Source organism: Allocoprobacillus halotolerans (assembly GCF_024399475.1).
Taxonomy (GTDB): domain Bacteria; phylum Bacillota_I; class Bacilli_A; order Erysipelotrichales; family Coprobacillaceae; genus Allocoprobacillus; species Allocoprobacillus halotolerans.
The window spans coordinates 2,330,141-2,352,199 of the sequence record NZ_CP101620.1 but is presented as its reverse complement, the minus strand read 5'-3'; the positions used below and the strand labels follow the sequence as shown (position 1 = coordinate 2,352,199).

The 22,059-nt window shown below is 32.6% G+C and carries 21 protein-coding genes, 4 pseudogenes and 1 other annotated feature; of the genes and pseudogenes, 4 read left to right on the top strand and 21 right to left on the bottom strand.

The genetic code is table 11. The features are described 5' to 3' along the window. Window position 1: 1 nt before the first annotated feature. The 8 genes from gatB to NMU03_RS13820 form a co-directional block, all read right to left on the bottom strand. Window positions 2–1,429, bottom strand: coding sequence for an Asp-tRNA(Asn)/Glu-tRNA(Gln) amidotransferase subunit GatB (gatB, locus tag NMU03_RS13855; RefSeq protein ID WP_290139111.1), 1,428 nt, complete (start codon window positions 1,427–1,429; stop codon window positions 2–4). Beyond that, window positions 1,422–2,711 carry an amidase family protein gene (locus NMU03_RS13850; protein ID WP_290139109.1) on the bottom strand — a complete coding sequence of 430 codons (1,290 nt, stop codon included), beginning with the start codon at window positions 2,709–2,711 and terminating at the stop codon, window positions 1,422–1,424. Before NMU03_RS13850 ends, gatB begins: the two co-directional genes overlap by 8 nt. Continuing rightward, window positions 2,614–2,853 (bottom strand): hypothetical protein, encoded by a 240-nt coding sequence (locus NMU03_RS13845; protein ID WP_290142407.1) that lies wholly within the window; start codon window positions 2,851–2,853, stop codon window positions 2,614–2,616. The genes NMU03_RS13850 and NMU03_RS13845 overlap by 98 nt, the downstream gene beginning before the upstream one ends. Next, entirely contained in the window at window positions 2,850–3,140 is a 291-nt protein-coding gene (gene gatC, locus NMU03_RS13840) for an Asp-tRNA(Asn)/Glu-tRNA(Gln) amidotransferase subunit GatC (RefSeq protein WP_290139107.1), read from the bottom strand. Before gatC ends, NMU03_RS13845 begins: the two co-directional genes overlap by 4 nt. Before the next feature lie 9 nt (window positions 3,141–3,149). Then, window positions 3,150–4,220 (bottom strand): CamS family sex pheromone protein, encoded by a 1,071-nt coding sequence (locus NMU03_RS13835; protein WP_290139105.1) that lies wholly within the window; start codon window positions 4,218–4,220, stop codon window positions 3,150–3,152. Beyond that, window positions 4,217–6,205, bottom strand: coding sequence for an NAD-dependent DNA ligase LigA (gene ligA / locus NMU03_RS13830; protein WP_290142355.1), 1,989 nt, complete (start codon window positions 6,203–6,205; stop codon window positions 4,217–4,219). The genes NMU03_RS13835 and ligA overlap by 4 nt, the downstream gene beginning before the upstream one ends. A gap of 105 nt (window positions 6,206–6,310) precedes the next feature. Beyond that, complete coding sequence (locus tag NMU03_RS13825) at window positions 6,311–6,646, bottom strand: hypothetical protein (protein ID WP_290139103.1); 336 nt, start codon at window positions 6,644–6,646, stop codon at window positions 6,311–6,313. Next, window positions 6,643–8,457 carry an ATP-dependent helicase gene (locus NMU03_RS13820; RefSeq protein ID WP_290139102.1) on the bottom strand — a complete coding sequence of 605 codons (1,815 nt, stop codon included), beginning with the start codon at window positions 8,455–8,457 and terminating at the stop codon, window positions 6,643–6,645. Before NMU03_RS13820 ends, NMU03_RS13825 begins: the two co-directional genes overlap by 4 nt. A gap of 118 nt (window positions 8,458–8,575) precedes the next feature. Between NMU03_RS13820 and NMU03_RS13815 the strand changes: the two genes are divergently transcribed. From NMU03_RS13815 to NMU03_RS13805, 3 genes are read left to right on the top strand one after another with little or no spacing between them, the layout of a single operon-like run. Then, on the top strand, window positions 8,576–8,893 hold the full coding sequence (locus NMU03_RS13815) for an ROK family protein (protein WP_290139100.1): 318 nt from the start codon (window positions 8,576–8,578) through the stop codon (window positions 8,891–8,893). After that, on the top strand, window positions 8,857–9,213 hold the full coding sequence (locus tag NMU03_RS13810; protein WP_353956703.1) for an ROK family protein: 357 nt from the start codon (window positions 8,857–8,859) through the stop codon (window positions 9,211–9,213). The genes NMU03_RS13815 and NMU03_RS13810 overlap by 37 nt, the downstream gene beginning before the upstream one ends. Then, window positions 9,213–9,440: an acetate and sugar kinases/Hsc70/actin family protein gene (locus NMU03_RS13805; protein ID WP_290139098.1), complete on the top strand. Its 228-nt coding sequence runs from the start codon at window positions 9,213–9,215 to the stop codon at window positions 9,438–9,440. The genes NMU03_RS13810 and NMU03_RS13805 overlap by 1 nt, the downstream gene beginning before the upstream one ends. Before the next feature lie 12 nt (window positions 9,441–9,452). Here NMU03_RS13805 and NMU03_RS13800 read toward each other — a convergent pair. The 10 genes and pseudogenes from NMU03_RS13800 to murC form a co-directional block, all read right to left on the bottom strand. Then, window positions 9,453–10,273, bottom strand: a pseudogene (locus tag NMU03_RS13800) (bifunctional riboflavin kinase/FAD synthetase). Between the two features lie 95 nt (window positions 10,274–10,368). Beyond that, a complete protein-coding gene (truB, locus tag NMU03_RS13795) occupies window positions 10,369–11,097 on the bottom strand; it encodes a tRNA pseudouridine(55) synthase TruB (protein WP_353956625.1) in 729 nt (242 codons plus the stop codon). Further along, on the bottom strand, window positions 11,070–11,204 hold the full coding sequence (locus NMU03_RS17760; RefSeq protein ID WP_353956624.1) for a hypothetical protein: 135 nt from the start codon (window positions 11,202–11,204) through the stop codon (window positions 11,070–11,072). Before NMU03_RS17760 ends, truB begins: the two co-directional genes overlap by 28 nt. A 51-nt stretch (window positions 11,205–11,255) precedes the next feature. Then, a complete protein-coding gene (locus NMU03_RS13790) occupies window positions 11,256–11,633 on the bottom strand; it encodes an FKBP-type peptidyl-prolyl cis-trans isomerase (RefSeq protein WP_290139096.1) in 378 nt (125 codons plus the stop codon). An 8-nt stretch (window positions 11,634–11,641) separates the two neighbouring features. Then, entirely contained in the window at window positions 11,642–12,868 is a 1,227-nt protein-coding gene (gene tyrS, locus NMU03_RS13785; RefSeq protein ID WP_290139094.1) for a tyrosine--tRNA ligase, read from the bottom strand. 34 nt (window positions 12,869–12,902) lie between these two features. Beyond that, window positions 12,903–13,100 (bottom strand) — a binding site (T-box leader). A gap of 40 nt (window positions 13,101–13,140) precedes the next feature. Next, window positions 13,141–14,228, bottom strand: a pseudogene (locus NMU03_RS17755) (chloride channel protein). A 196-nt stretch (window positions 14,229–14,424) separates the two neighbouring features. Next, a complete protein-coding gene (locus NMU03_RS13770; protein WP_290139090.1) occupies window positions 14,425–15,441 on the bottom strand; it encodes a LacI family DNA-binding transcriptional regulator in 1,017 nt (338 codons plus the stop codon). 3 nt (window positions 15,442–15,444) lie between these two features. Next, entirely contained in the window at window positions 15,445–15,927 is a 483-nt protein-coding gene (locus tag NMU03_RS13765; protein ID WP_290139088.1) for a YtxH domain-containing protein, read from the bottom strand. Between the two features lie 5 nt (window positions 15,928–15,932). After that, window positions 15,933–16,244 carry a hypothetical protein gene (locus NMU03_RS13760; protein WP_290139086.1) on the bottom strand — a complete coding sequence of 104 codons (312 nt, stop codon included), beginning with the start codon at window positions 16,242–16,244 and terminating at the stop codon, window positions 15,933–15,935. 63 nt (window positions 16,245–16,307) lie between these two features. Continuing rightward, a complete protein-coding gene (murC, locus tag NMU03_RS13755) occupies window positions 16,308–17,618 on the bottom strand; it encodes a UDP-N-acetylmuramate--L-alanine ligase (RefSeq protein ID WP_290139084.1) in 1,311 nt (436 codons plus the stop codon). Between the two features lie 130 nt (window positions 17,619–17,748). Between murC and NMU03_RS13750 the strand changes: the two genes are divergently transcribed. Next, window positions 17,749–17,886 carry a hypothetical protein gene (locus NMU03_RS13750; RefSeq protein ID WP_290139082.1) on the top strand — a complete coding sequence of 46 codons (138 nt, stop codon included), beginning with the start codon at window positions 17,749–17,751 and terminating at the stop codon, window positions 17,884–17,886. 70 nt (window positions 17,887–17,956) lie between these two features. Here the strand turns inward: NMU03_RS13750 and NMU03_RS13745 are convergent, their stop codons facing one another. The 3 genes and pseudogenes from NMU03_RS13745 to hisS all read right to left on the bottom strand — a co-directional run bounded on the left by NMU03_RS13745 (window position 17,957) and on the right by hisS (window position 22,054). After that, a complete protein-coding gene (locus NMU03_RS13745; RefSeq protein ID WP_290139081.1) occupies window positions 17,957–19,039 on the bottom strand; it encodes a M24 family metallopeptidase in 1,083 nt (360 codons plus the stop codon). Continuing rightward, window positions 19,020–20,782 (bottom strand): annotated as a pseudogene (aspS, locus tag NMU03_RS13740) (aspartate--tRNA ligase). Before aspS ends, NMU03_RS13745 begins: the two are co-directional and overlap by 20 nt. Further along, window positions 20,775–22,054: pseudogene (hisS, locus tag NMU03_RS13735) on the bottom strand (histidine--tRNA ligase). Before hisS ends, aspS begins: the two co-directional pseudogenes overlap by 8 nt. Window positions 22,055–22,059 lie beyond the last annotated feature (5 nt).

The window sequence follows — 22,059 nt, the reverse complement described above, 5'->3', positions numbered from 1 at the left end:
ATTATATTTTTCTTTTTTCTAGCATTTGTCTTAAAAGTTCATTTGTTTTTTGAGGATGTGCCTGACCAGATGTTTTTTTCATGACTTGTCCTACAAAAAAACCACAGACATTTGTTTTGCCACAATGATAATCATATACCAATTGAGGATATTCATCAAGCACTTCTTCAATCAAAGACCTCAGCATATTCTCATCATTTAATGATTGCATATGATGTTCTTTCATGACTATCAATGGGCTTTTCTTTTCTAAAATCATGAACTCTAAAATTTGTTTTGCCTGCTTAGATGAAACCTTCTCTTGTTTTAACATATTCATTAATTCAGCAAAATCCTGAACTGTCAATAAATCATTAATATGCTTTTTATGCTGGCGAATATAAGCCATCACATCCCCTATGAGCCAATGGCAACATGTGTGATAGTATGGATAAATAGATATCACTTGATCATAAAATAAAGAGATATCTTTATGTGATAAAAGAATCTTTGTATCTTGTGATGATAAACCATATGTTTCTTGATAAAGTGATTTTTTCTGGTTTGGTAACAAAGGTAATTGTTGCTTTATATTTTCAATCCAGCGATTATCAAGACGAACGGGTAAAATATTAGGTTCGGGATAATAACGATAATCTAATAATGATTCTTTCTCCCTCATCAAAACAGTCGTTTGACTTTTTTCATCGAAACGACGTGTCTGTCTTAAAACAGGACGATGCTGTTCTAATAAATACGTTTGCCTTTGAATCTCATAATCAATAGCTTTTTGAACATTGGATAATGCATTGAGATTTTTAATTTCTACTTTTTCACCAAGTGTATGGCTACCTTGTGGTCTTAAAGAAATATTGACATCGACACGCATCGATCCTTCAGCCATAATCGCATCACTGACATCTGTATAAATTAAAATCATTCTTAATGCCTCTAAATAAGCACATACTTGTTGACTATTGTGCATTTGTGGTAATGTTACAATTTCAATCAAAGGGATTCCTGAGCGATTATAATCAATCAATGTACAATCATCATAATGTGTCATTTTTGCTGTATCTTCTTCGATATGCAAACGTTCAATATCAATTCGTAAAAGTTGTTGATTAACCTCAATATCAAGATAGCCATGTTGTCCAATAGGATGAAAATATTGTGTTATTTGAAAGCCTTTAGGCAAATCAGCATAATAATAATTTTTACGATCAAAACGTAATAAGTCATCAATTTTCATATGTAAAGCACGACAGACACGTATTGCCATTTCTACACCCTTTTTATTCACTGAAGGTAAAGTTCCAGGCATAGCCATATCAATCACATGAACTTGTGTATTAGGTGGATTTCCAAAAGTAACTGGTGCACCAGAAAACATTTTTGTCTTTGTTTTCAATTCACAATGAACTTCTATTCCAATAACAGCCTCAAACATACGTTGATTCTCCTTTAGCATATTGATGACGATAAGGCATTTGACTTTCTAAGGCGTAAGCGCAATTCAAAACAGTCTGTTCATCAAAACAACGTCCCATTATCCCAATCGCAACAGGCATCCCATCTACAAAACCACAAGGTAATGTTAAACTGGGAATACCTGCTAGATTAGCCATTATCAAAAAATCATCAACAATTGTATGCGATAAATCTTGAGCTTCATCTACCAATGGAGCAATCCCTTCACCATTAGGAACTATGATAATATCATAATCACGAAATATTTTTTGAACTTCTTCTACAATTAAACGACGAACTTTTTGTGCTTTTCTAAACATTTTATTCTGATTTTCCTGTTTTAAAGCCAAAGCACCTAAGATAAAACGTTGTTTTGTATGAGGATGAAAACCATGTGTTCGTGTATTGACAATCAGTTCTTCTATTGTTTTTCCCTTATCTTGAAAACCATATTTTATTCCATCTAAACAAGCATGATGACTTGTGGCTTCACCATTAGCGATAATATGATAAACTGGATAAAGAACTTGAAGATAGTTTTCAGGAAAATCAATCTCATAGATTGTAGCTCCTGATTTTTTCAACAATGAGACACAGCTTTTAAAAATATCCTTAATTCTAGTATCTTCTAATCTTTCATATACATTTCGAATAACTGCGATTTTTAAATTGGAAATATCTAAAGATAGACATTGTTTATATTGAGGGACTTCGACACGGCTAGAAGTCATATCATGTTGGTCGTGACCAGCTATTTTTTCTAAAACAATTGCCATATCTTTAACACTTCTTGTCATTGCACCTAATGTATCTAAACTTGTGGCATAAGGAATCAATCCATATCGTGAAATACGTCCCCATGTTGGTTTCATTCCAACAATACCACAAAAACCAGCAGGACGACGAATAGAATCACCCGTATCACTTCCTATCGCAAAAGGAACCAAACCACTGGCAACAATGGCTGCACATCCACCTGATGACCCTCCCGCAATACGACGTATATCCCAAGGATTATAAACTGGACCTGTCAATGCCGTCATATTCGTCGAACCCATTCCTAATTCATCCATTGATGCTTTACCAATCAAACAAGCGCCAGATTGTTTCAATAATTGAACAACATGTGCATCATAAAGAGGTAAGTAATCTTGCAACATCCTACTAGAGGCTGTCGTATATATATTGTGAGTACTGATATTGTCTTTTAAAACATAAGGAATACCATCTAGTAATAAATCTCGAGAAATTTCTTTTTTCAATTTGATTGGTGATTGTTACAAATGCATGACATCGATTTTGTTGAAAAATGGTTTCTTGATAGAGTTCTTGATAATAAGAAGATATATCAATCGTCTGATCAATGAATCCTAGATGCAATTCTTCAATACTGTAAACTTTCATGATTCCACCACCTTTGGAATCAAAACTTGTTGATTTTTTGTTTTTTTCGCATTTTTTAATAAATCATCAGCACTTTCAACTTCTTCTATGTCATCTTCCCTTAAATCCGTTATCTCTCTATCAAAAGGAAAAACCAAAGGCTCTACACCTTCAGTTTGTATGTTTTCTAAGCTTTCAACCTGTTTTATAAATGCATGATACCTACTACATAAAGATTCCATTTCTTCATCATCGATAGATAATTTCACATCTTTAGCCAATTGTTTTAATAATTCTCTTTCTTCCATATGCATCCTCTAATATAAATAAGAACTCTTCACTTCTTGTCCTGCATCTTTTATAATCACAGTCATTAGTTCATCTTGTGAATAAACAAGGACTTTAATATCAAATTCTGATGAAAAACGGGTATCAATTCCATCCGCTAAAATCGAAGATAAATACATCAATTCAGTTGCTGTTTTCACATTTAAATGAGCTTCAATCACCATTGATTGAATTTTTCCATCCTGATATCTGGCTGTTCCTACAAGTCCTGCAGCTTCTGTTGCTCCTTCTTTTAGATTAGCTTTAATAATATCAAATTCATTAGAGGTTGTGGCATCTATTTCCTTTGCTCTAGCACTTGTAAAAAGGACTGTTTCAAAATCAACAGTTTCATTTTTTCCATAAGATTCATCACAGTAATTCTTTAAAATATAATGTCCATCTACTGTACTTTCTGTTAAATCTGTAGCCTGATAAATCGTAATTAATACTGGTAAATCTTTTAATTTTTCAAAATCTTCATGTGATTGAATAATATTGTATAAAGTTTCTGTACAGCTATATCCATAATTCAAAATAGACTGATCATCCATAGGTGTTTCTAAACGTGTATTTGTCTTATCACGTGGATCAAGAACGACTACAAAAGATGCCCCAGCCAAAGTATATTTATCACCAGATTTTTCCCAAAAATCCTGTTCTAGAATGCTTTGAACCATCGTCGGATCTTGAACACCACCAATTTCTGTACCAGCAGCAGGTTGCAAAGAATAGTCACTACTACGTGCAACCATTTCTTGTTTTAAAGCCAATTTTAAATATTGTCCTTCACTCATATAATAGTCTGAAGTTGAAAAATATTGAGAAGATAAAATCTGTAAGCCACGTCCTACTGATGTAAAATCAGATGTTGAACCATAGTCCAAATAAAAGTCTTCTCTTAACTGACTATCTTCAAACTTGACAATATTATAATATGTATCATCAAAAGAATCCATTGAGGCTGTATTGTTTGTTGTTTCTTCCTCCACTGTCTCTTTTGAAGAACGACAACCGACAAGCAATAATAATGCTAATAGGGCACATGCTAATTTTCTCATAAGTCCACCTCCTCTTTAAATTGGGCTTCAGTTAAAACAGTGACACCTAAATTTCTAGCTTTTTCTAATTTACTTCCAGCATCACTTCCACAAATCAAATAATCTGTTTTCTTTGAAACACTACCTGTCACATTAGCTCCAAGTCTAGCTAAATATTCTTTAATTTCTTTACGCGTCATCAATTCTAATGTTCCTGTCACGCAAACTGTTTTGCCATTAAAAATACTTTCCTGTAATAATGATGTTTCTTTTAAATAAGTCATATTTAAACCAATCTCTTTTAGATGTTCTAATAAAGCCATAGATTGAGGTTGACTTCTAAAACGATTTAATGATTGGACAAGTGTATCTCCCACATCACGAATCGAAAGCAATTTTGCTGTGGATGCATTCAACAAAGCATCCATCGTTTTAAATTCCTTAGATAAATTATCAGCCATCTTCGCACCAATACCCTTAATTCCTAAACCAAACAGTAATTTTTCCATTGAATTGCCTTTACTTTTTTCAATCGCTTCTAATAAATTATCCATTGATTTACGACCAAAACCCTCAATATCAATAATTTCCTGTTCATGTTTTGATAAGCTATAAATATCTTCAATCGAACGAACAAAACCTAAGTTATAGAACTGTTCAATGATTCTTTCACCTAAACCTTCAATATTCATCGCATCACGTGATGCAAAATGAATAATACGTTCAATCTTTTTAGAATCACAATGTTCATTCATACAATAATATGCTGCTTCATTATCTTTTCTTACTAATGCTGTTCCACAATATGGACAAACGTCAATCATCTTGAATGCCTGTTCACTGCCATCACGACGTTCTTTTAATGAGCGAACAACTTCAGGAATAACATCACCAGCTTTACGAATCACAACATAATCCCCAACACGAATATCTTTAGATACCACATTATCTTCATTATGTAAAGTCGCACGTTGAACTGTACTTCCTGCTACACGCACAGGTTCTAAAACCGCATTGGGTGTAATTTGTCCAGTTCTTCCAATCGTAAAAATAATATCTTTGAGTTTTGTTATAACTTCTTCAGCTGGAAATTTATAGGCAATAGCCCATTTTGGAACTTTTGCTGTATAACCAAGTCGTTCCTGCCAATCTAAACGATTGACTTTAATCACAATACCATCAATTTCATAAGGTAATGATTGTCTTTTTTCCGTCATTTCCATAATAAACTGCCAAACTTCTTGAATATTGGCACAGACACGTGTCATTGGATTAGTTTTAAAACCTAATTTGCTAATATAATCCAATGCTTCTTTATGGGTTTGACAACCAACATCACTAGCAGTTGGTACCATGTATAAAAAGGCATCTAAACCTCGTTTTGCCGCAATACGTGAATCCAATTGTCTCACACTTCCAGCAGCTGCATTACGAGGATTGGCAAATAAAGGTTCACCAGCCTTTTGTCTTTGTTCATTTAATTGTTCAAAAGACTTTTTAGGCATATAGATTTCTCCACGCACTTCAAAATCACCTTGATAATCAATAGCCAAAGGAATTGATTTAATAGTTTTCACATTATGGGTAATATCTTCACCTATCGTTCCATCACCACGTGTTGCCCCATAGCTTAACTGTCCATTGGCATAGACTAAGGAAACAGCTAAACCATCTATTTTGAGTTCACAGACATATTCCACTTGTGGATAGATTTCACGAATACGATCATCAAATTCTCTTAATTCATCTTCATTAAAAATATTACCAAGTGACAACATCATTCTTTGATGTGTCACTTTTTGAAAACCATCTAAGACTTCTCCACCTACACGTTGACTTGGTGAATCAGCTGTGATCCATTCGGGATGTTTGGCTTCAATACTTTGCAATTCCTGCATTAAACGGTCATATTCCTGATCGGAAACCGTTGGATTATCTAAAACATAATATTGATAATTATATTCATTTAATAACTTTTTGATTTCATTCAATCTTTCCAATGTCATTTTTGCACACTCCATTCACTTGCTCATTATATCAAAAAAAGATGATGAATCAAATAAAAACAATCAAATTCATCACCCAAATTTAGCCTTATTTTCCCATCATTTTTATGATGATAAACGTCTTAATGCTTTATGTTGTGCCATTAATGTTTTGAGACCATAAGGCATTGAAAAGGCTATATCTAAAGTATTGCCATTTACCTTGACAATAACCCCTTTTCCAAAAACATCATGTTCAACAAAATCACCTTTCTTCCAGTCATGAATATCATTATCACCTATCATCTCATCAACTGTTGGTCCTAAATGAATAAACTGTTTTGTTTTAAATGGTGAAGGTTTGCCTACATGTTCAACATGATCACTACCAATTTCATCAACAAACTGTGATGCCATCTTTGGCGAATTGGTCATATAATTAAAACCTTGACTATCTGTCAAATATAATCTTTTTTCGCACGTGTAAAGGCAACATAAGCCAATCGACGTTCTTCTTCCATACCTTCTTCCCCTTCTTCAGAAACGCTTCTAAAACTCGGGAAAACATCCTGTGATAATCCAACAACAAACACATAATTAAACTCTAATCCTTTAGCCATATGAATACTCATCAAAGAAACATATTCATCATGACTCATATCATCCTGTGATGTATATAAGGCAATATCTTGTAAATAACTTTCAAAAGTCGCACTATCAGGATGGGTATTCATATATCCTGCAATTGAATTTTTTAGCTCCATGATATTTTGAATACGATTTTCATCTTCATCATTTCTTAACATCTGAAAATAGCTCATATCTTTTAAAAGCTGTTCAAAGACTTCTGCCAAAGGAGCACGTGATTGTTTGGCCTTTTCAATAGCTTGAACAAATTCACTGATTGCTTTTTTGACTTTACCTTTTAAACCAATTTCATCGCTATATAAACATACAGCCTCATAACAGCTCAGTCCATATTCAATGGCTTTTAATTGAATTTTTTCAATCGTCTTTTGTCCAATCCCACGACTAGGCACATTAATAATACGCTCAAAAGATAGATCATCCATAAAAACCATTAAACGCAAATAACTTAAAGCATCTTTAATTTCTTTTCGATTAAAGAACTTTAAACCACCAAATATTTTATAATCAATTTGACGTTGAATAAGTTTTTGTTCAAAAGGACGTGATAAATAATTAGCACGATATAAAATCGCAAAATCATGATAATTCACACCCTCAATATTATGAATAATATCTTCAATCGTTTGGCAAACAAATTCAGCTTCAGCCTCTTCATCAATAGCTGAATAATGAACAACCTTATCACCGTTTTCTAATTCAGTAAACAAATCTTTTTCTAAACGATTTTTATTTTTTCTAATCAAGTTATTGGAAATATCCAAAATTGTTTTGGTTGAACGATAGTTCTGATCAAGAATCACCGTTTTAACGTGAGGATAATCCTTATCAAAATTCATAATATAATTAACATCAGAACCTCTAAATGAATAAATTGTTTGATCAGGATCACCAACAACACAAAGAATAGATTCCCTCGATAACATATGAATCAATTTATAATCAATATTCCCCACGTCCTGAAACTCATCTACATGAATATATTGAAATTTATGTTGCCATTTTTGTAAAATCTCTGGAAACTTTTCAAAAAGTTCGACTGTTTTCAACAACAAATCATCAAAATCTAACATAAAATGTTCTTCTTTATATTTTTCATATTCCTGATAAGCCAAAGCTTTCTTTTCTTCACCGACAAAATCACCTGCCAGCTGATAAGCTTTTTCTGGTGAAACTTCAGCCATTTTACAAGCTGAAATATAATGAATACAGCTTTTGACACTGATAGCTTTGGTATCCACATTTTTATCTTTTAAAATCTTCTTTAATAAAGATTTTTGATCTTCTTCATCCATAATCACAAAATGATGTGGATAATTTAAAGCATGAATATGTTGTCTTAAAATACGGACACATAAAGAATGAATTGTACATAACAGAGCACCTGATGCATATTCACCTAAGAGATTCACAACTCTTTCACGCATTTCATTAGCCGCCTTATTAGTGAATGTAATCGCTAGAATATGACGTGGTTCTATCCCAACTTCTTCAATCAAATAAGCAATACGATACGTTAAAACACGTGTTTTCCCACTTCCAGCTCCAGCAATAATACGCAAATGAGAATCAAGATAAGTTGCTGCCTCTTTTTGCTTTGGGTTCAATAATTTATCTAAATCCATCATACCACATCCTTTCAGTTTATTCATTATATCATAATTCATCAAAAAAGAATGAAAAACAACGATAAAGATTGAATTGTTTTTGAATCAATGAAATAATGATAATGAGGTGGTTAGAATGTATTTGGTTATAGATATTGGTGGGACATATATGAAATATGGTTATTATCAAAAAGATGGAACTTGTATAAATCAGGATAAAATGCCTACCATCAAAACAAATAAAGAAGATTTTTATCGTTGTTTACAAAAACTTGTCAAAGATGATGTTGAAGGCATCGCCATCAGTATGCCAGGATTAATTGATAGTCAAAAAGGTTATATCCACGCAATTACACTTTTACCTTTTTTAATCAAACAGCTTTTTGTCAAGAGTTTTATGAATATGTTCATCTTCCTATCACTATTCAAAATGATGCTAAATGTGCGACTTTAGGAGAAATGTGGAAAGGCAGTTTACAAGATGTTGATAATGGTTTTATGCTTGTTTTAGGAACTGGAATTGGTGGTACTTGTTTACTGCATGGAAAGATATTAGAAACAAAACATCATAAAGCCGGTGAAGTGGGTTCTTTTTTAGTTGCTCAAACAGACGGCTATTCTAATTTTGGAAGAGAATATAACGCTGTCAAGCTTATCTTTGATTTAAGCCAAATCTTAAAATGTGAGAATGATGGTGTCACTGTTTTTCAACAGCTCCCTCATCTTCTCAAGCTTTACAATACTTTGAAAAATATTGTCATCAATTGGCTGTGATGATTTATAATTTAGATTATTTATTAGATTTAGATGTGGTTACTATTGGTGGTGGTATGAGTCAACAACCGCTATTGATTCAAACCGTTCAAAAACAATTCCATTTCTTAAGAGAACAATACCAAGAAGATGAACATACACCGGTTATTAAAGCCTGTCAATTTCATAACGTTGCTAATTTACTAGGAGCTTTATATTTTCATTTCACTAAAAAAGAAGATTGCTGAAATCTTCTTTTTCTATCCTTTAAAATAATCTCTTACATATTGTTGATCATGTGTCAACTGTTGAATCAGTTCTTCTTTTGATTGAAATGTTTTTTCTTTACGAATTAATTCATAAAATTCAACTGATACATCTTGACCATAAATATCTTGATCAAAATCTAAAATATAAACTTCTAAAGAGGCCTTCTCTAATACATCAAAAGTAGGATTATAACCAATATTACACATACCCATGTAATCTTGTTGATTGATATAAACTTTCACAACATAAACACCACCACATGGTAAAAAATAAGCATTATAATCTATATTCGCCGTGGGAAAACCAATCGTATGTCCAATATGTCTACCATGAATAACCTGTCCATGAATACGATAATGTCGTCCTAATAATTCATTCAAATCTTGCATTTGTCCATTTTGAAGATGTTGACGAATACGTGATGATGAAATCTTTTCACCTTTATAAATCACTTCATCAATCACACTGACATCAAAATAAGGACAATCCATTAAAGTTTGACTATTGCCTTGATTACGACTTCCAAAACGAAAATCAAAACCACAAACCACATGTCGAATCCCACAACGTACGAGATATTTTTGAATAAACTCTTGTGGTGATAAAGCCGCTACTGTTTTCGTGAATTCAATCACAAACAAATAATCAAAATCTCTTTGTTGTAAAATAGCTTGACGATCATCAATTGTTGTTAAACATTTTTCTTCTTTCAAACGTCCTAAGACATATAAAGGATAATGATCAAAAGTAATGAGTGCTTTACGATATTTTTTTCTTTAGCAACACGTTCAACTTCTTGAACCAATGCCATATGACCGACATGTAAACCATCAAAAAAGCCAATGGCACCTACAACAGGTTGATCTTGATAAAATTGTTCGCCTTCTTTTAAATAAATGACTTCCATTAAAATAACCCTCTTATACTTTTTAAATAACCATTACCGTCCGGTCCATAGACAGCCAAGACCTGCCCCTGTTGATTACATACCACAACCTGATGATCAATATCACTTTTAATTTTTTTACCATGATAAACAATGTTTTCATCTTCTACAACATAATGTTCAAAATGTTTAAAAGCCTCTTCCAGACTCATTAATTGAAAATGCCCCTGTTTAATATCTTCCAAGCTAAAACAATCTTCCAAATGAAAATCTCCAGAAGCCAAACGTATCAATTGTGTCATATGTGCTGGATAGCCAAGTTTTCGACCAATATCCACGCACAATGAACGAATATAAGTTCCTTTAGAACAATGGACACGAAAAGATATGAATTGATCTTGTTGTTGTAATAAACTGATATCATGAATAATAATATCTCTTGGTTCAATGTCAACTTTTTCTTGGTTTCTGGCATATTCATACAATTTCTTTCCATTCACTTTAATAGCGGAATAAATGGGTGGGATTTGTTGTTGAGGACCAATAAAAGACTGCAAAACTTCAGTCACATTTTCAACACCTTGAAAAACTTTTTCCTCCACCACTTGTCCACTGCTATCATATGTATCTGTTGCCTGTCCCAAAGCTAAAGTAGCCTGATAAACTTTTGATTCACTCATCAAAAATTGTAAAGCTTTTGTTGCTTTACCAATACATAAAATTAGCACGCCAGTCGCATCAGGATCCAATGTTCCACAATGTCCAACTTTTTTGTATGCAAGATTTTTCTGACTTGATTCACGACATCATGACTTGTCATACCGGCAGGTTTATTGATTAATAAGATTCCATCCATCTTCAAACCTCCTTCATTATAATGAGATAAACTGAGTCTAAAGACTCAGTTTTATTGAATTTCACGATAAATCTTATTTAATGTAATATCAAAAGTCGCTTCTTTACCAGCTAGTTCTTCATAGTAATTGTCTGGAAATGTCACTGTAATTGTTTTTTCTTCTCCAAGTTTCATACCGACAATGCCATCTTCAAAACCATCAATCATTGTATTTGAACCCAATTTCAATTCATAACCATCATCATAATCTTCAGTGCTTCCACCTTCAAATTCTTCTCCGTCTACTTTTCCTACAAAATCAATATTCACATAATCACCATTTTGTGCCACACCTTCCTGTGTTGGTGTCTTTGTTTCTTGTTTTGTTTCTTGTGAACTACATCCAAATAATAATGATACAACACATAAACTTACAAATAGTTTTTTCATATACCCTCCTATTTATGGTTAATTACATAATAGTTTTTCTTACCACGTCTAATAACTGTTGCTTGTTTTCCAAAAGCATTATCTTTTTTCACAACAAAACCAACGTCCGTAATCTTTTCTCCATTCACAAGTACTGAGCCACCTGTTACAAATTGACGAGCTTCACGATTTGAAGAGGCAGCACCTACTTGAACCAAAGCATTTAAAATCTGTGTATCTTCTTCCATGTCAATACTTGGAACACCATGGAAACATGATTGCACTTGTTCTAATGTTAAATCTTGGATTTTTCCAGAAAACAACATTTGGCTAATATCCAAAGCTTCCTGATAAGCATCTGCTCCATGAATAAAAGTAATAACTTCTTTTGCAAGTGCTTTATGTGCTTCTCTTAAATGAGGTTGTGTACGATTCTTTTCTGCTAATTCTTCAATTTCTTCTTTAGATAAGAAAGTTAAGAATTTCAAGTAATCAATAACTTTATCATCTTCTGAATTAATAAAGAATTGATACATTTCATATGGTGATGTTTTTTTACGATCTAACCAGATGGCCTGTCCATTTGTTTTTCCAAATTTTGTCCCATCAGATTTTGTGAGTAATGGCATTGTAAATCCATAAGCTTCTTTTCCAGTCTTTTTACGAATCAATTCAATACCAGCTGTAATATTTCCCCATTGATCTTGTCCTGCCACTTGCATATGACAACCTTTATTTTCATATAACCAATAAAAATCCATAGCCTGCATAATCATATATGAAAACTCTGTATATGTAATTCCTAAGTCCAATCTTCTTTTGACAATATCTTTATTTAACATATAGTTAACGTTGAAGTATTTTCCATAATCTCTTAAAAAGTCAATAAAGTTTAAGTCTTTTGACCAGTCATAATTATTAACAACTTCAAAACCAAATAAATCTTGTGCTTGTTTTTTCAGACAATTAAAATTGTGTTGAACCTCTTCTTTAGTAATCATTGGACGTTCTGTATCAGGTTTAGGATCACCAATCAACCCTGTTGCTCCTCCAACTAATAAAATAGGATGATGACCAGCCTCTTTTAATCTTTTACTAATTAAGAAAGATGAAAAATGTCCAATATGTAAACTGTCACCAGTTGGATCCGTTCCAATATAAAATGTCATTCCTCCTTCATTTAATTTTTCTTCAATATCAGGTGAACTGACATCTTTAATTAAACCACGCCATACCAATTCATCATAAATTTTCATAAATATCCTCCTTTTATTAAAAAAAGAATCCATCACAAAGGACGAATTCTCGCGGTACCACCTTTATTTATGCTTACGCATACACTCTTGATTGATAACGATGTTGCCACCGGCTAAACTTTGCATTTAGCTGCTCCAAAGTGTATTCATTATAAACTCTGATCTATTTCCACCAGCCATAGACTCTCTATTACATGCATTTATAATTACTTGTCTTCTTCAACGCTTATGTATATAATATTAGATTTTCAAATTGAAGTCAACTTAAATTTTTACTTTGCGTTTTGATTAATAAATTCCACTGATGTTTTAGAATAAACAATCTTTTGTGCCTGATATAAGCTAAAGTAACCAGATAGCACATAACAAAACGCTACAACAATCGCCATAGCAGTTAAATATTCAATGCCAAACATTTCTGCGCCCAGCATTAGACTTGTCAAAGGAGAATTAATGACACAGCAAAACATCCCGACGATTCCAATAGCTGCTCCTAAATGAGGATCAAAACTAAGCAACATAGCTAAGACATATCCTAATGTTGAACCAATCACAAATGTTGGAACAATCTCTCCACCTTTAAAACCACAACCAATTGTAATAGCTGTAAAAAGCGCTTTTAAGAAAAAGTCATAGGGTAAAACCTGATCATATAAAGCAGACTCAACAACATCCATACCGCCCCTAAATAACGATTATGAAAAAACAAAACAAGAATCATTAAGAATCCAGACCCAACAACAACTCGTAAATAAGGATTATCAAAATAGTAATGAAACCATTTATGGCTATAATGCATCATCAAGACAAAAAGAATAGATACTGTAGCAATCAACAAAGCAAAGATAACCAGTTGAAAAGCGAATAACGGCGTTAATTGAAAAGGAATGGACAAAGCATAAAAAGTTGGTTGACAGCCAAAACATTGTGCAATCCCAAATGAAATCAAACTGCTACATAAACAAGGGACTAAAGCCGCATAATAAAAGACGCCTACACTAACGACCTCCATGGAAAACAAGGTCGCGGTTAATGGTGTGCCAAATAGTGCGGAAAAGACAGCGCTCATCCCACACATAATCAACATTGACATTTCACGTTGATCTGCATGGATTAGCTTACCAAAGGAAGTTGCTAATGAACCGCCAATCTGCAAAGCTGCACCTTCTCGCCCACTTGAACCACCAAACAAATGTGTAATCACCGTTGCTAGAAAAATAGCTGGAGCTAATAATACTGGAACATGGTCTTGTTGGCGGACGGATTGAATAATCGTATTGGTTCCTGGTTCATTCGTTAAATGAACCAAACGATACAAATAAACAATACACAAGCCACCAATCGGTAATCCCCAAACCATCCATGAGTGGAACAAACGAAACTCTGTCACATAATCAATAGAAATATGAAACAAAGCGCCAACAACCCCACAAGTTATTCCTAAAAACAACGCAATCAAAACCCATTTTAAGACAAAACATATATTGAATTTCAAATCCATAAAAAATTGTTTAACATACATAAATACTCCCCTTTGAAAAAAACTTCTAAATCAATTAGAAGTCTTTCTTTGTTGTGTCACGTGGCATTAATAAATGTTGAATGACAACTGCCTTATCTTCAATTTCTTCTTCATTTAAAATCTTTGTTAATAAACGTACTGCTAAAGCGCCCATATCATAAACTGGAACATGAATAGAAGTTAAAGATGGACGACAAATTAAAGCATAACTTGTATTCATCATACCAATAACATCCATTTCATCTGGCACTTGAATACCATTATCAATGGCAGCATTGACAACAGCCACAGCTTCTTTATCATAACTTGTAAAAACAAGATCATGTTTATGATTTTTAAAATATTCTAAAAATTGCGGATAACTTTTTTCATAATGTGATGATGTTCTAACAACCTGTTTTGTAGCATCAAAATTCATATGATATTTTTGATAAGCTTCTTGAATACCTACAATCATTTCTTCAACATTAATTAAATTCTGTTTTGGTGAAACAAATAAAATATCACTTTTATCTTGAGCCAAATAACGATCAACCACCTCATAGGCAATCTTCTTCGCATCAGCAAAAATTGATCCCATATAGTCACCAGTCACACGTGTTCCAATGACAACTGCTGGTATTTTATATTTATTAACTAAAGTAATTTCTTTTTCAATTTCTTCATTATTAAAAAGTATAACACCATCAGCACGTGATTTCACAACTTTTTCGATGACTGTTTCAATAGGATTTCCATCACCTATTTCATCCGTTGTATAAATGCTGACACTATAATCTAAACGACGACTTGTATCACCAATGCCTCCAATCATATCCTTAACATGAGCAAATAGAGATTGTGGAAAAACAATGGCAATTGTTGTCGTCTTGCTTGTTGCAAGACCTCTTGCAATTTGATTAGGTTTGAAATCTAAACGTTGAATTGCTTCAAGAACTTTATCACGTGTTTTAGGTTTCACAACACTTGAACCATTGATAACACGTGAAACTGTTGCTAGAGAAACCCCTGCCTCTCTAGCAACATCATAAATCGTTACATTCTTTCCCATAAATTAATCTTTGATTTCTTCAATCATTTCATCTAATTTTTCTTCAACATTTTCGATTTCATCTTCAAAAGCTTCAAAGTATTGATCATCTAATGATGAATCTAAAACCTTTGTTTTTACTTCTTCAATTTTATCATTGACTTTTTTTGTAAGATCAACAACACCTTCACGAATTGTTAGATATTGATCACTATCTTTAACCTTTTGAGCAAAATCTTCTAATTTTGCTTCTAATTCATATAATTTGTCTTTTGTTGTTGCTTTAAAAGTATCCATATCAAATTCATCTACTGATTTTTTGACAGTTTCAATTGTTTGACCTAATAAAGCTTCTACATCTTCTTTTGTCATGTTTTTTAAATTATCATAAGCCTTTAAAGATTCACGTTTGATATCTTCTCTTAATTCACTCCCTTTTTTAGGAGCTAACAATAATCCAGCAACAGCCCCAATACCTAAACCAACTAAAAACTTTCCTAATTTCATTTTTCTCACCTTTCTTTTCTATTTTTTCTTCTAAAAAATGAAGTTAAAAATCCTAAAACACCAAATAAACCAGATTTCATGCCACCTCTAGAAAATATTCCACTCACTAATTCAACAGGTGCGTTTAGCATCTCCATTTTATTATTGATATCATCTAAAATATGATCAACTTTTTGAATGGTTGTTTCTAACATTGTCATTAAAACAGTTGTTTCTTTGACAGCTAAAGACATTCTTATCAGTAATAGACCTAAACTCAATAAAGCAAAAGCCCCTGATAATATCAAAATGCAATAGCATATTAATTTTGCATCCATAAATACTCCTTTCTGTCAATTTTCCATATTATACCATAAATTACACGTTATTGAAAGATAACCCTATTGAGATTCCTTATAAGCAATCACTTGATCTTCAAGTTTATAAATATCTTTACTACTCATAAAAAGATACACAACATTTTCATATTGACCTAATTCTTGAACTGCCGCTTCATCTTCGTGAATGACTTTTGCACGTGGATTGTATTTAGCAATATCATAAATATCAATATCAATATCAGGTTCTTTCTTGGCGTTTTCTGGAAAATGGACAAAGAATGGATAATCGGCTAAATCCATTGCCTCAGCAAACTCTTTTGCAAATCTTAGTCCTCTTGAAAAACGATCAGGCTGGAAAATCGCCACAATCTTTTTATGTGGATAACGAGAACGTGTTGCTTCAATGACATAACGAATCGCTGTTGGATGATGTGCATAATCATCCACATACACATTATTCCCAACTGTCTTCACTGTATAACGACGTTTTACACCATCGAATGTAGAAAGACGTTCTTGAATATATTCAGCACTCATATTTTCCAAATACCCTAAAGTAATGACAGCTAAAGAATCATATAACATATGCATTCCATAAAATGGCAATGCAAAATGTCCAAACAATTCTTGATGAATATAAACATCAAATGATAAACCATGATCATTATTAATAATATTTTTTGCAATCACATCATTTTTTTCACCTATTCCAAATTTTAAAACACGTTTTTGATAATGAAGATGTGGTAAATGTGGATCATCACCCCAAATAATTACCGTATCTTTAACTTGATTAGCATACTGTTCAAAAGATTTTTCATATTGTTCCATTGAATGGAAATAATCCACATGATCCATTTCAATATTATTAATAATTGCATAAGTTGGATAATAATGTAAGAAATGATCTTGATACTCACATGTTTCAGCAATAAAATACTTGCTATCTTCTACAGCATGACCTGTTCCATCACCAATTAAAACTGATGTTTTATCAAAATCCTTAAACAAATGATAAGCCATTCCTGTTGTCGTTGTTTTTCCATGCGTTCCTGCAATACCAATAGAAATATATTGATCCATTAAATTTCCTAAAAAATCATAATACGTATGTGTTTTAACTTGTGGATTATCCAATGCTGCTTTCACTTCTTCATTAGATTCATCAAAAGCATTTCCAATAATTACATCATAACCATCTTTAATATTATTTTTATCAAAAGAGTAAATAGGAATTCCTCTTTTTCTTAAATCTTCTTCAATAAAAATATATTTATCAATATCACTTCCAGCAACCTCATATCCTAAATCAAATAAAATTGTTGCAAGTGATGCCATACCAGATCCTTTTATACCAATAAAATAATACATAATCTTATTCACCTCGTCTTTTATTCTAGCATAAATTTTAAAAAAAGTATCCTCTATCCTTTTATTTTTTTATATTTTTTGCAATTTGACACAAACTAATAATGTCAATAGAAAGAAAGGAAAGAAATTTATGAGTCACAAGAAATCTAAAAACAAACAAAAACAAAACCAATACAAAGGATATAACCAAAATCAACAAGCGAGTTATAGTGGTGAAGATGGATTATTGAGTGAAAAATACAAAGAAAATTCAAATGCTCAAGAATAATCAATCAGGCTATGGAATGTCATTTGCATTTCATAGCTTTTTTGTTTTAAAAAGGCTAGAGCTTTTCACTCTAACCAATAATCATTAAGTCTTTTGAATACTGATTTAAAACTTCACAACCATCTTCTGTGACTAAAACCAAATCTTCAATTCTGACACCGAATTCCCCTTGAATATAGATACCTGGTTCAATAGAAAAAATCATACCTGGTTGTACTTCCATATCAAAAGATGCAGATACATCACCGTATTCATGAACATCTTTACCAATAAAATGTCCTAAGCGGTGATTGAAGTTTGGTCCATAACCCGCTTTACTAATCACATCTCTAGCTGCTTTATCAATATCACATAATCTCACACCTGGTTTTATCATCGTTTCTGCTGTTTCATTAGCTTTTTTAACCAATTCATAAACTTCTCTTTGTTTCTCAGAAACCTCTTTATAAAATACTGTTCTTGTCATATCACTACAATATCCTTGATATAAACCACCCATATCAATAACAATGCTATCTCCTGGTTTTAAAGTCGAATCATCACAACCATGATGTCCATCAGCACCATTAGGACCATATCCAATAATGGGTTCAAATGAAATACCACTGCAACCTAATGATTGGAAAATACCATCAAGTTGTAAACCAATTTGTTTTTCAGTTAACATTCCTTTCGCACATAATTGAATCACCTGATCAATGGCCTGGTCATTAAGTAAACTTGATTTTCTCATTAATTCAATTTCATGTTCATCTTTATGCATACGGACATAATCCACACAGATAGAACCCAATTCAAAACAACATTCTTCACTTGCAAGTTCCATCACACGCATTAAGAATTTGGCTTCCCAATTTTTATCAACTCCCACAACATGTCCATTTTGCAATTTTTCAGCAATCTTGGCTGGTCCATCTTCTATATCAGCATACCAGACAATATCTAAATCTAATTCTTGGTCCAAATAAAATAAACGATTTAAGAAAAGTGTATGATTACCATCTAATGATAACAACAAAGCATACATTCTTTCACCTGGATGATTATCATAACCAATTAAATAATCAATAGAGCTAGGATCGCTGATAATCAAATGATCCATCCCTCTTTCTTCCATTTGTTTTAAAACACGATTAATTCTCGTTTGATTCATTGTCATTCACCCCTATTCCTAATTCATCTAATTGACTGTCTGCAACAGGTGTTGGTGCTTTTGACATTGGACAAGTTGCACTTGTATTTTTAGGGAAAGCAATCACATCTCTTAATGAATCACAACCACATAATAACATGGCAAGTCTATCTAATCCTAATGCAAATCCACCATGAGGAGGTGTTCCATATTGCAATCCTTCTACAAACCATCCAAATTGAGCATCAATTTGTTCTTGTGTAAATCCTAAAGCTTTAAAAGCTCTTTCTTGAACACTTTGATCATAGATTCTTTGTGATCCCCCACCTAATTCAAATCCATTTAAGACAATATCATAAGCGTCAGCTAAACAATGTTCTGGATCACTTTCTAATTTATCTAAATCTTCATCTTTAGGTTTTGTAAATGGATGATGTTTAGCATAATATCTTTGTGTTTCATCATCATATTCAAACATTGGGAAATCAACAACCCATAAGAAGTCAAATGTACTTGGATCATATAATTTCAATTCTTTTCCTAAATAATTACGAATAGCAGCTAAAGCATCACAAACAACTTCATATTTCACATCACCAACAAATAAAAGTAAATCTTGGCTTTGAGCATCCATTGCCTTTAATAATCTTGTAAGCTGTTCTTCATTAAAGAATTTTGCGATAGGTCCTTGAACACCATCATCATTAACTTTTAACCACGCTAAACCTTTGGCTTTATATGTTTTGGCTAATTCTGTTAACTGATCAATCTTTTTACGAGAGAACTGTGCAGCTTCCCCTACAACATTAATCCCTTTAACATGTCCACCTGCTTCTAATGCATTTTTAAACACTGCAAAATCCACATCATTGACAACTTCATTTAAATTCACTAATTCTAAACCAAAACGTGTATCTGGTTTATCAATTCCATATCTTTCCATCGCTTCATGCCATGTTAAACGTCTTAAAGGTAATTCTACATCAATACCTTTGACATCTTTCATTAATTTTTGAATCATACCTTCACCAATTTCAAGAATCTGGTCTGTTGACATAAAACTCATTTCTACGTCAACCTGTGTAAATTCGATTTGACGATCTGCACGTAAATCTTCATCTCTAAAACAACGTGCAATTTGATAATATCTTTCAAAGCCAGCTACCATCAACAATTGTTTAAATAATTGTGGTGATTGTGGTAATGCATAAAATGATCCTTTATGCACACGTGATGGTACTAAGAAATCTCTTGCTCCTTCAGGTGTTGAACGATTTAAGTAAGGTGTTTCAATATCCACAAAATCTAAACCATCTAAATAATCACGGATACTTTTTGTAATACGATGTCTTGTCATGATATTTTTTTGCATGATAGGACGTCTTAAATCCAAATAACGATATTGCATTCTTTTTTCTTCTAAGGCATCTGTTTCATCACTAACAATCATTGGTGTTAATTTAGCAGTATTCACAATTGTAAAATCTGATACTTGAATTTCAATATCTCCAGTAGGCAATTTAGGATTTTTTGATGATCTTTCAATGACAGTCCCACGTACTGATAAAATATATTCATTTTTGACTTCTTTGACTTGTTCTTCAAATGATTCATCAAAAATCACCTGTGTAATCCCATAGCGATCTCTTAAATCAATAAAAACCAAAGCACCTAAATTTCTCTTTTTGCTACCCAACCAATTAATTCAACCTGTTCACCAACATTTTCTATACGTAATTCACCATTATTATGTGTTCTATTCATGTGTGTGTTCTCCTTCAAAATGATTTTCAATAAATTCAACAATATTTTCTAATGGAACTTCCACTTGTTCTTTAGAATGATTACATTTCATATTGACAACTTCTTTTTGCACTTCTTCATCACCAATAATCATTGAAAAATGAGCGTGATAACGATCTGCAGATTTAAATTGTCCTTTTAAACCACGATCACATTGATCCATATCACAAGTAAAACCATTGGCACGAAGCATTGTAATAATCTGCATAGCTAAATCTTTGGCTTCACTACCTAAAGGCATAATATATACATCAATACCTTCTTCCTCTTGTGGTTCATTACCTAAAGCAATCATTAATCTTTCCATTCCAAATGCAAAACCAACACCTGGTGTTTGTGGTCCACCTAATTCTTCAACAAGACCGTTATAACGACCTCCACCACCAACAGTTGAACCAGCACCTAGTTTTGGATCATCAGAAATAATTTCAAAAACTGTGTGTGAGTAATAATCCAAACCTCTCACTAAGTTTGTATCTACAACATAATCCACTTCTAAATCATCTAATAAAGCACAGACTTTATCAAAATGAGCTTTCGCACTTTCACTTAAATAATCAATTGTACGTGGTGCAGTTTCCATTAATGGATGTACTTTATCCACTTTGCAATCTAAAATACGTAAAGGATTTTTTCATAACGCATTTGACAGTCATGACACAATTCATTTAAAGCTGGTTTAAAATGTAATCTTAAAGCTTCACGATAAGCATCACGTGATTCTTGATCACCTAATGAATTGAGATGTAATTGAATATTTTTTAAACCTAATGCCTCAACAACTGTAATAGCCATCAACATACATTCAACATCAACATAAGGTGATTCCACACCTAACATTTCTACACCAAATTGATGAAATTGTCTTTGTCTACCATTTTGTGGTCTTTCATAGCGAAACATTGGTCCCATATAATAAATCTTCTGTAACTTTTCTGGTAACCCATATAACTTATTTTCAACATAAGCTCTGACAATTCCGGCTGTTCCTTCAGGTCTTAATGTCATTGAACGCCCTTTTTTATCTTCAAAAGTATACATTTCTTTAGATACAACATCCGTTGTATCTCCAACTGCACGGTTAAATAACTCTGTATGTTCAAATACCGGTGTTCTCATTTCTTTTACATTATAATTTGCACAAATTGTTCTTAACAATTGTTCTAATTCCTGCCATTTTCCTGATTGCGCAGGTAAAATATCTACTGTTCCTCTTGGTGCTTTATATGCCATCTTTA

Excerpts from the sequence above, each read along its gene's own strand:
- gatB (WP_290139111.1), bottom strand. The coding sequence starts at position 1,429 with ATGTTTGAGGCTGTTATTGGAATAGAAGTTCATTGTGAATTGAAAACA.
- NMU03_RS13845 (WP_290142407.1), bottom strand. The coding sequence starts at position 2,853 with ATGAAAGTTTACAGTATTGAAGAATTGCATCTAGGATTCATTGATCAG.
- gatC (WP_290139107.1), bottom strand. The coding sequence starts at position 3,140 with ATGGAAGAAAGAGAATTATTAAAACAATTGGCTAAAGATGTGAAATTA.
- NMU03_RS13835 (WP_290139105.1), bottom strand. The coding sequence starts at position 4,220 with ATGAGAAAATTAGCATGTGCCCTATTAGCATTATTATTGCTTGTCGGT.
- ligA (WP_290142355.1), bottom strand. The coding sequence starts at position 6,205 with ATGACATTGGAAAGATTGAATGAAATCAAAAAGTTATTAAATGAATAT.
- NMU03_RS13820 (WP_290139102.1), bottom strand. The coding sequence starts at position 8,457 with ATGGATTTAGATAAATTATTGAACCCAAAGCAAAAAGAGGCAGCAACT.
- NMU03_RS13815 (WP_290139100.1), top strand. The coding sequence starts at position 8,576 with ATGTATTTGGTTATAGATATTGGTGGGACATATATGAAATATGGTTAT.
- NMU03_RS13805 (WP_290139098.1), top strand. The coding sequence starts at position 9,213 with ATGATTTATAATTTAGATTATTTATTAGATTTAGATGTGGTTACTATT.
- NMU03_RS17760 (WP_353956624.1), bottom strand. The coding sequence starts at position 11,204 with ATGGATGGAATCTTATTAATCAATAAACCTGCCGGTATGACAAGTCAT.
- NMU03_RS13790 (WP_290139096.1), bottom strand. The coding sequence starts at position 11,633 with ATGAAAAAACTATTTGTAAGTTTATGTGTTGTATCATTATTATTTGGA.
- tyrS (WP_290139094.1), bottom strand. The coding sequence starts at position 12,868 with ATGAAAATTTATGATGAATTGGTATGGCGTGGTTTAATTAAAGATGTC.
- NMU03_RS13770 (WP_290139090.1), bottom strand. The coding sequence starts at position 15,441 with ATGGGAAAGAATGTAACGATTTATGATGTTGCTAGAGAGGCAGGGGTT.
- NMU03_RS13765 (WP_290139088.1), bottom strand. The coding sequence starts at position 15,927 with ATGAAATTAGGAAAGTTTTTAGTTGGTTTAGGTATTGGGGCTGTTGCT.
- NMU03_RS13760 (WP_290139086.1), bottom strand. The coding sequence starts at position 16,244 with ATGGATGCAAAATTAATATGCTATTGCATTTTGATATTATCAGGGGCT.
- murC (WP_290139084.1), bottom strand. The coding sequence starts at position 17,618 with ATGTATTATTTTATTGGTATAAAAGGATCTGGTATGGCATCACTTGCA.
- NMU03_RS13750 (WP_290139082.1), top strand. The coding sequence starts at position 17,749 with ATGAGTCACAAGAAATCTAAAAACAAACAAAAACAAAACCAATACAAA.
- NMU03_RS13745 (WP_290139081.1), bottom strand. The coding sequence starts at position 19,039 with ATGAATCAAACGAGAATTAATCGTGTTTTAAAACAAATGGAAGAAAGA.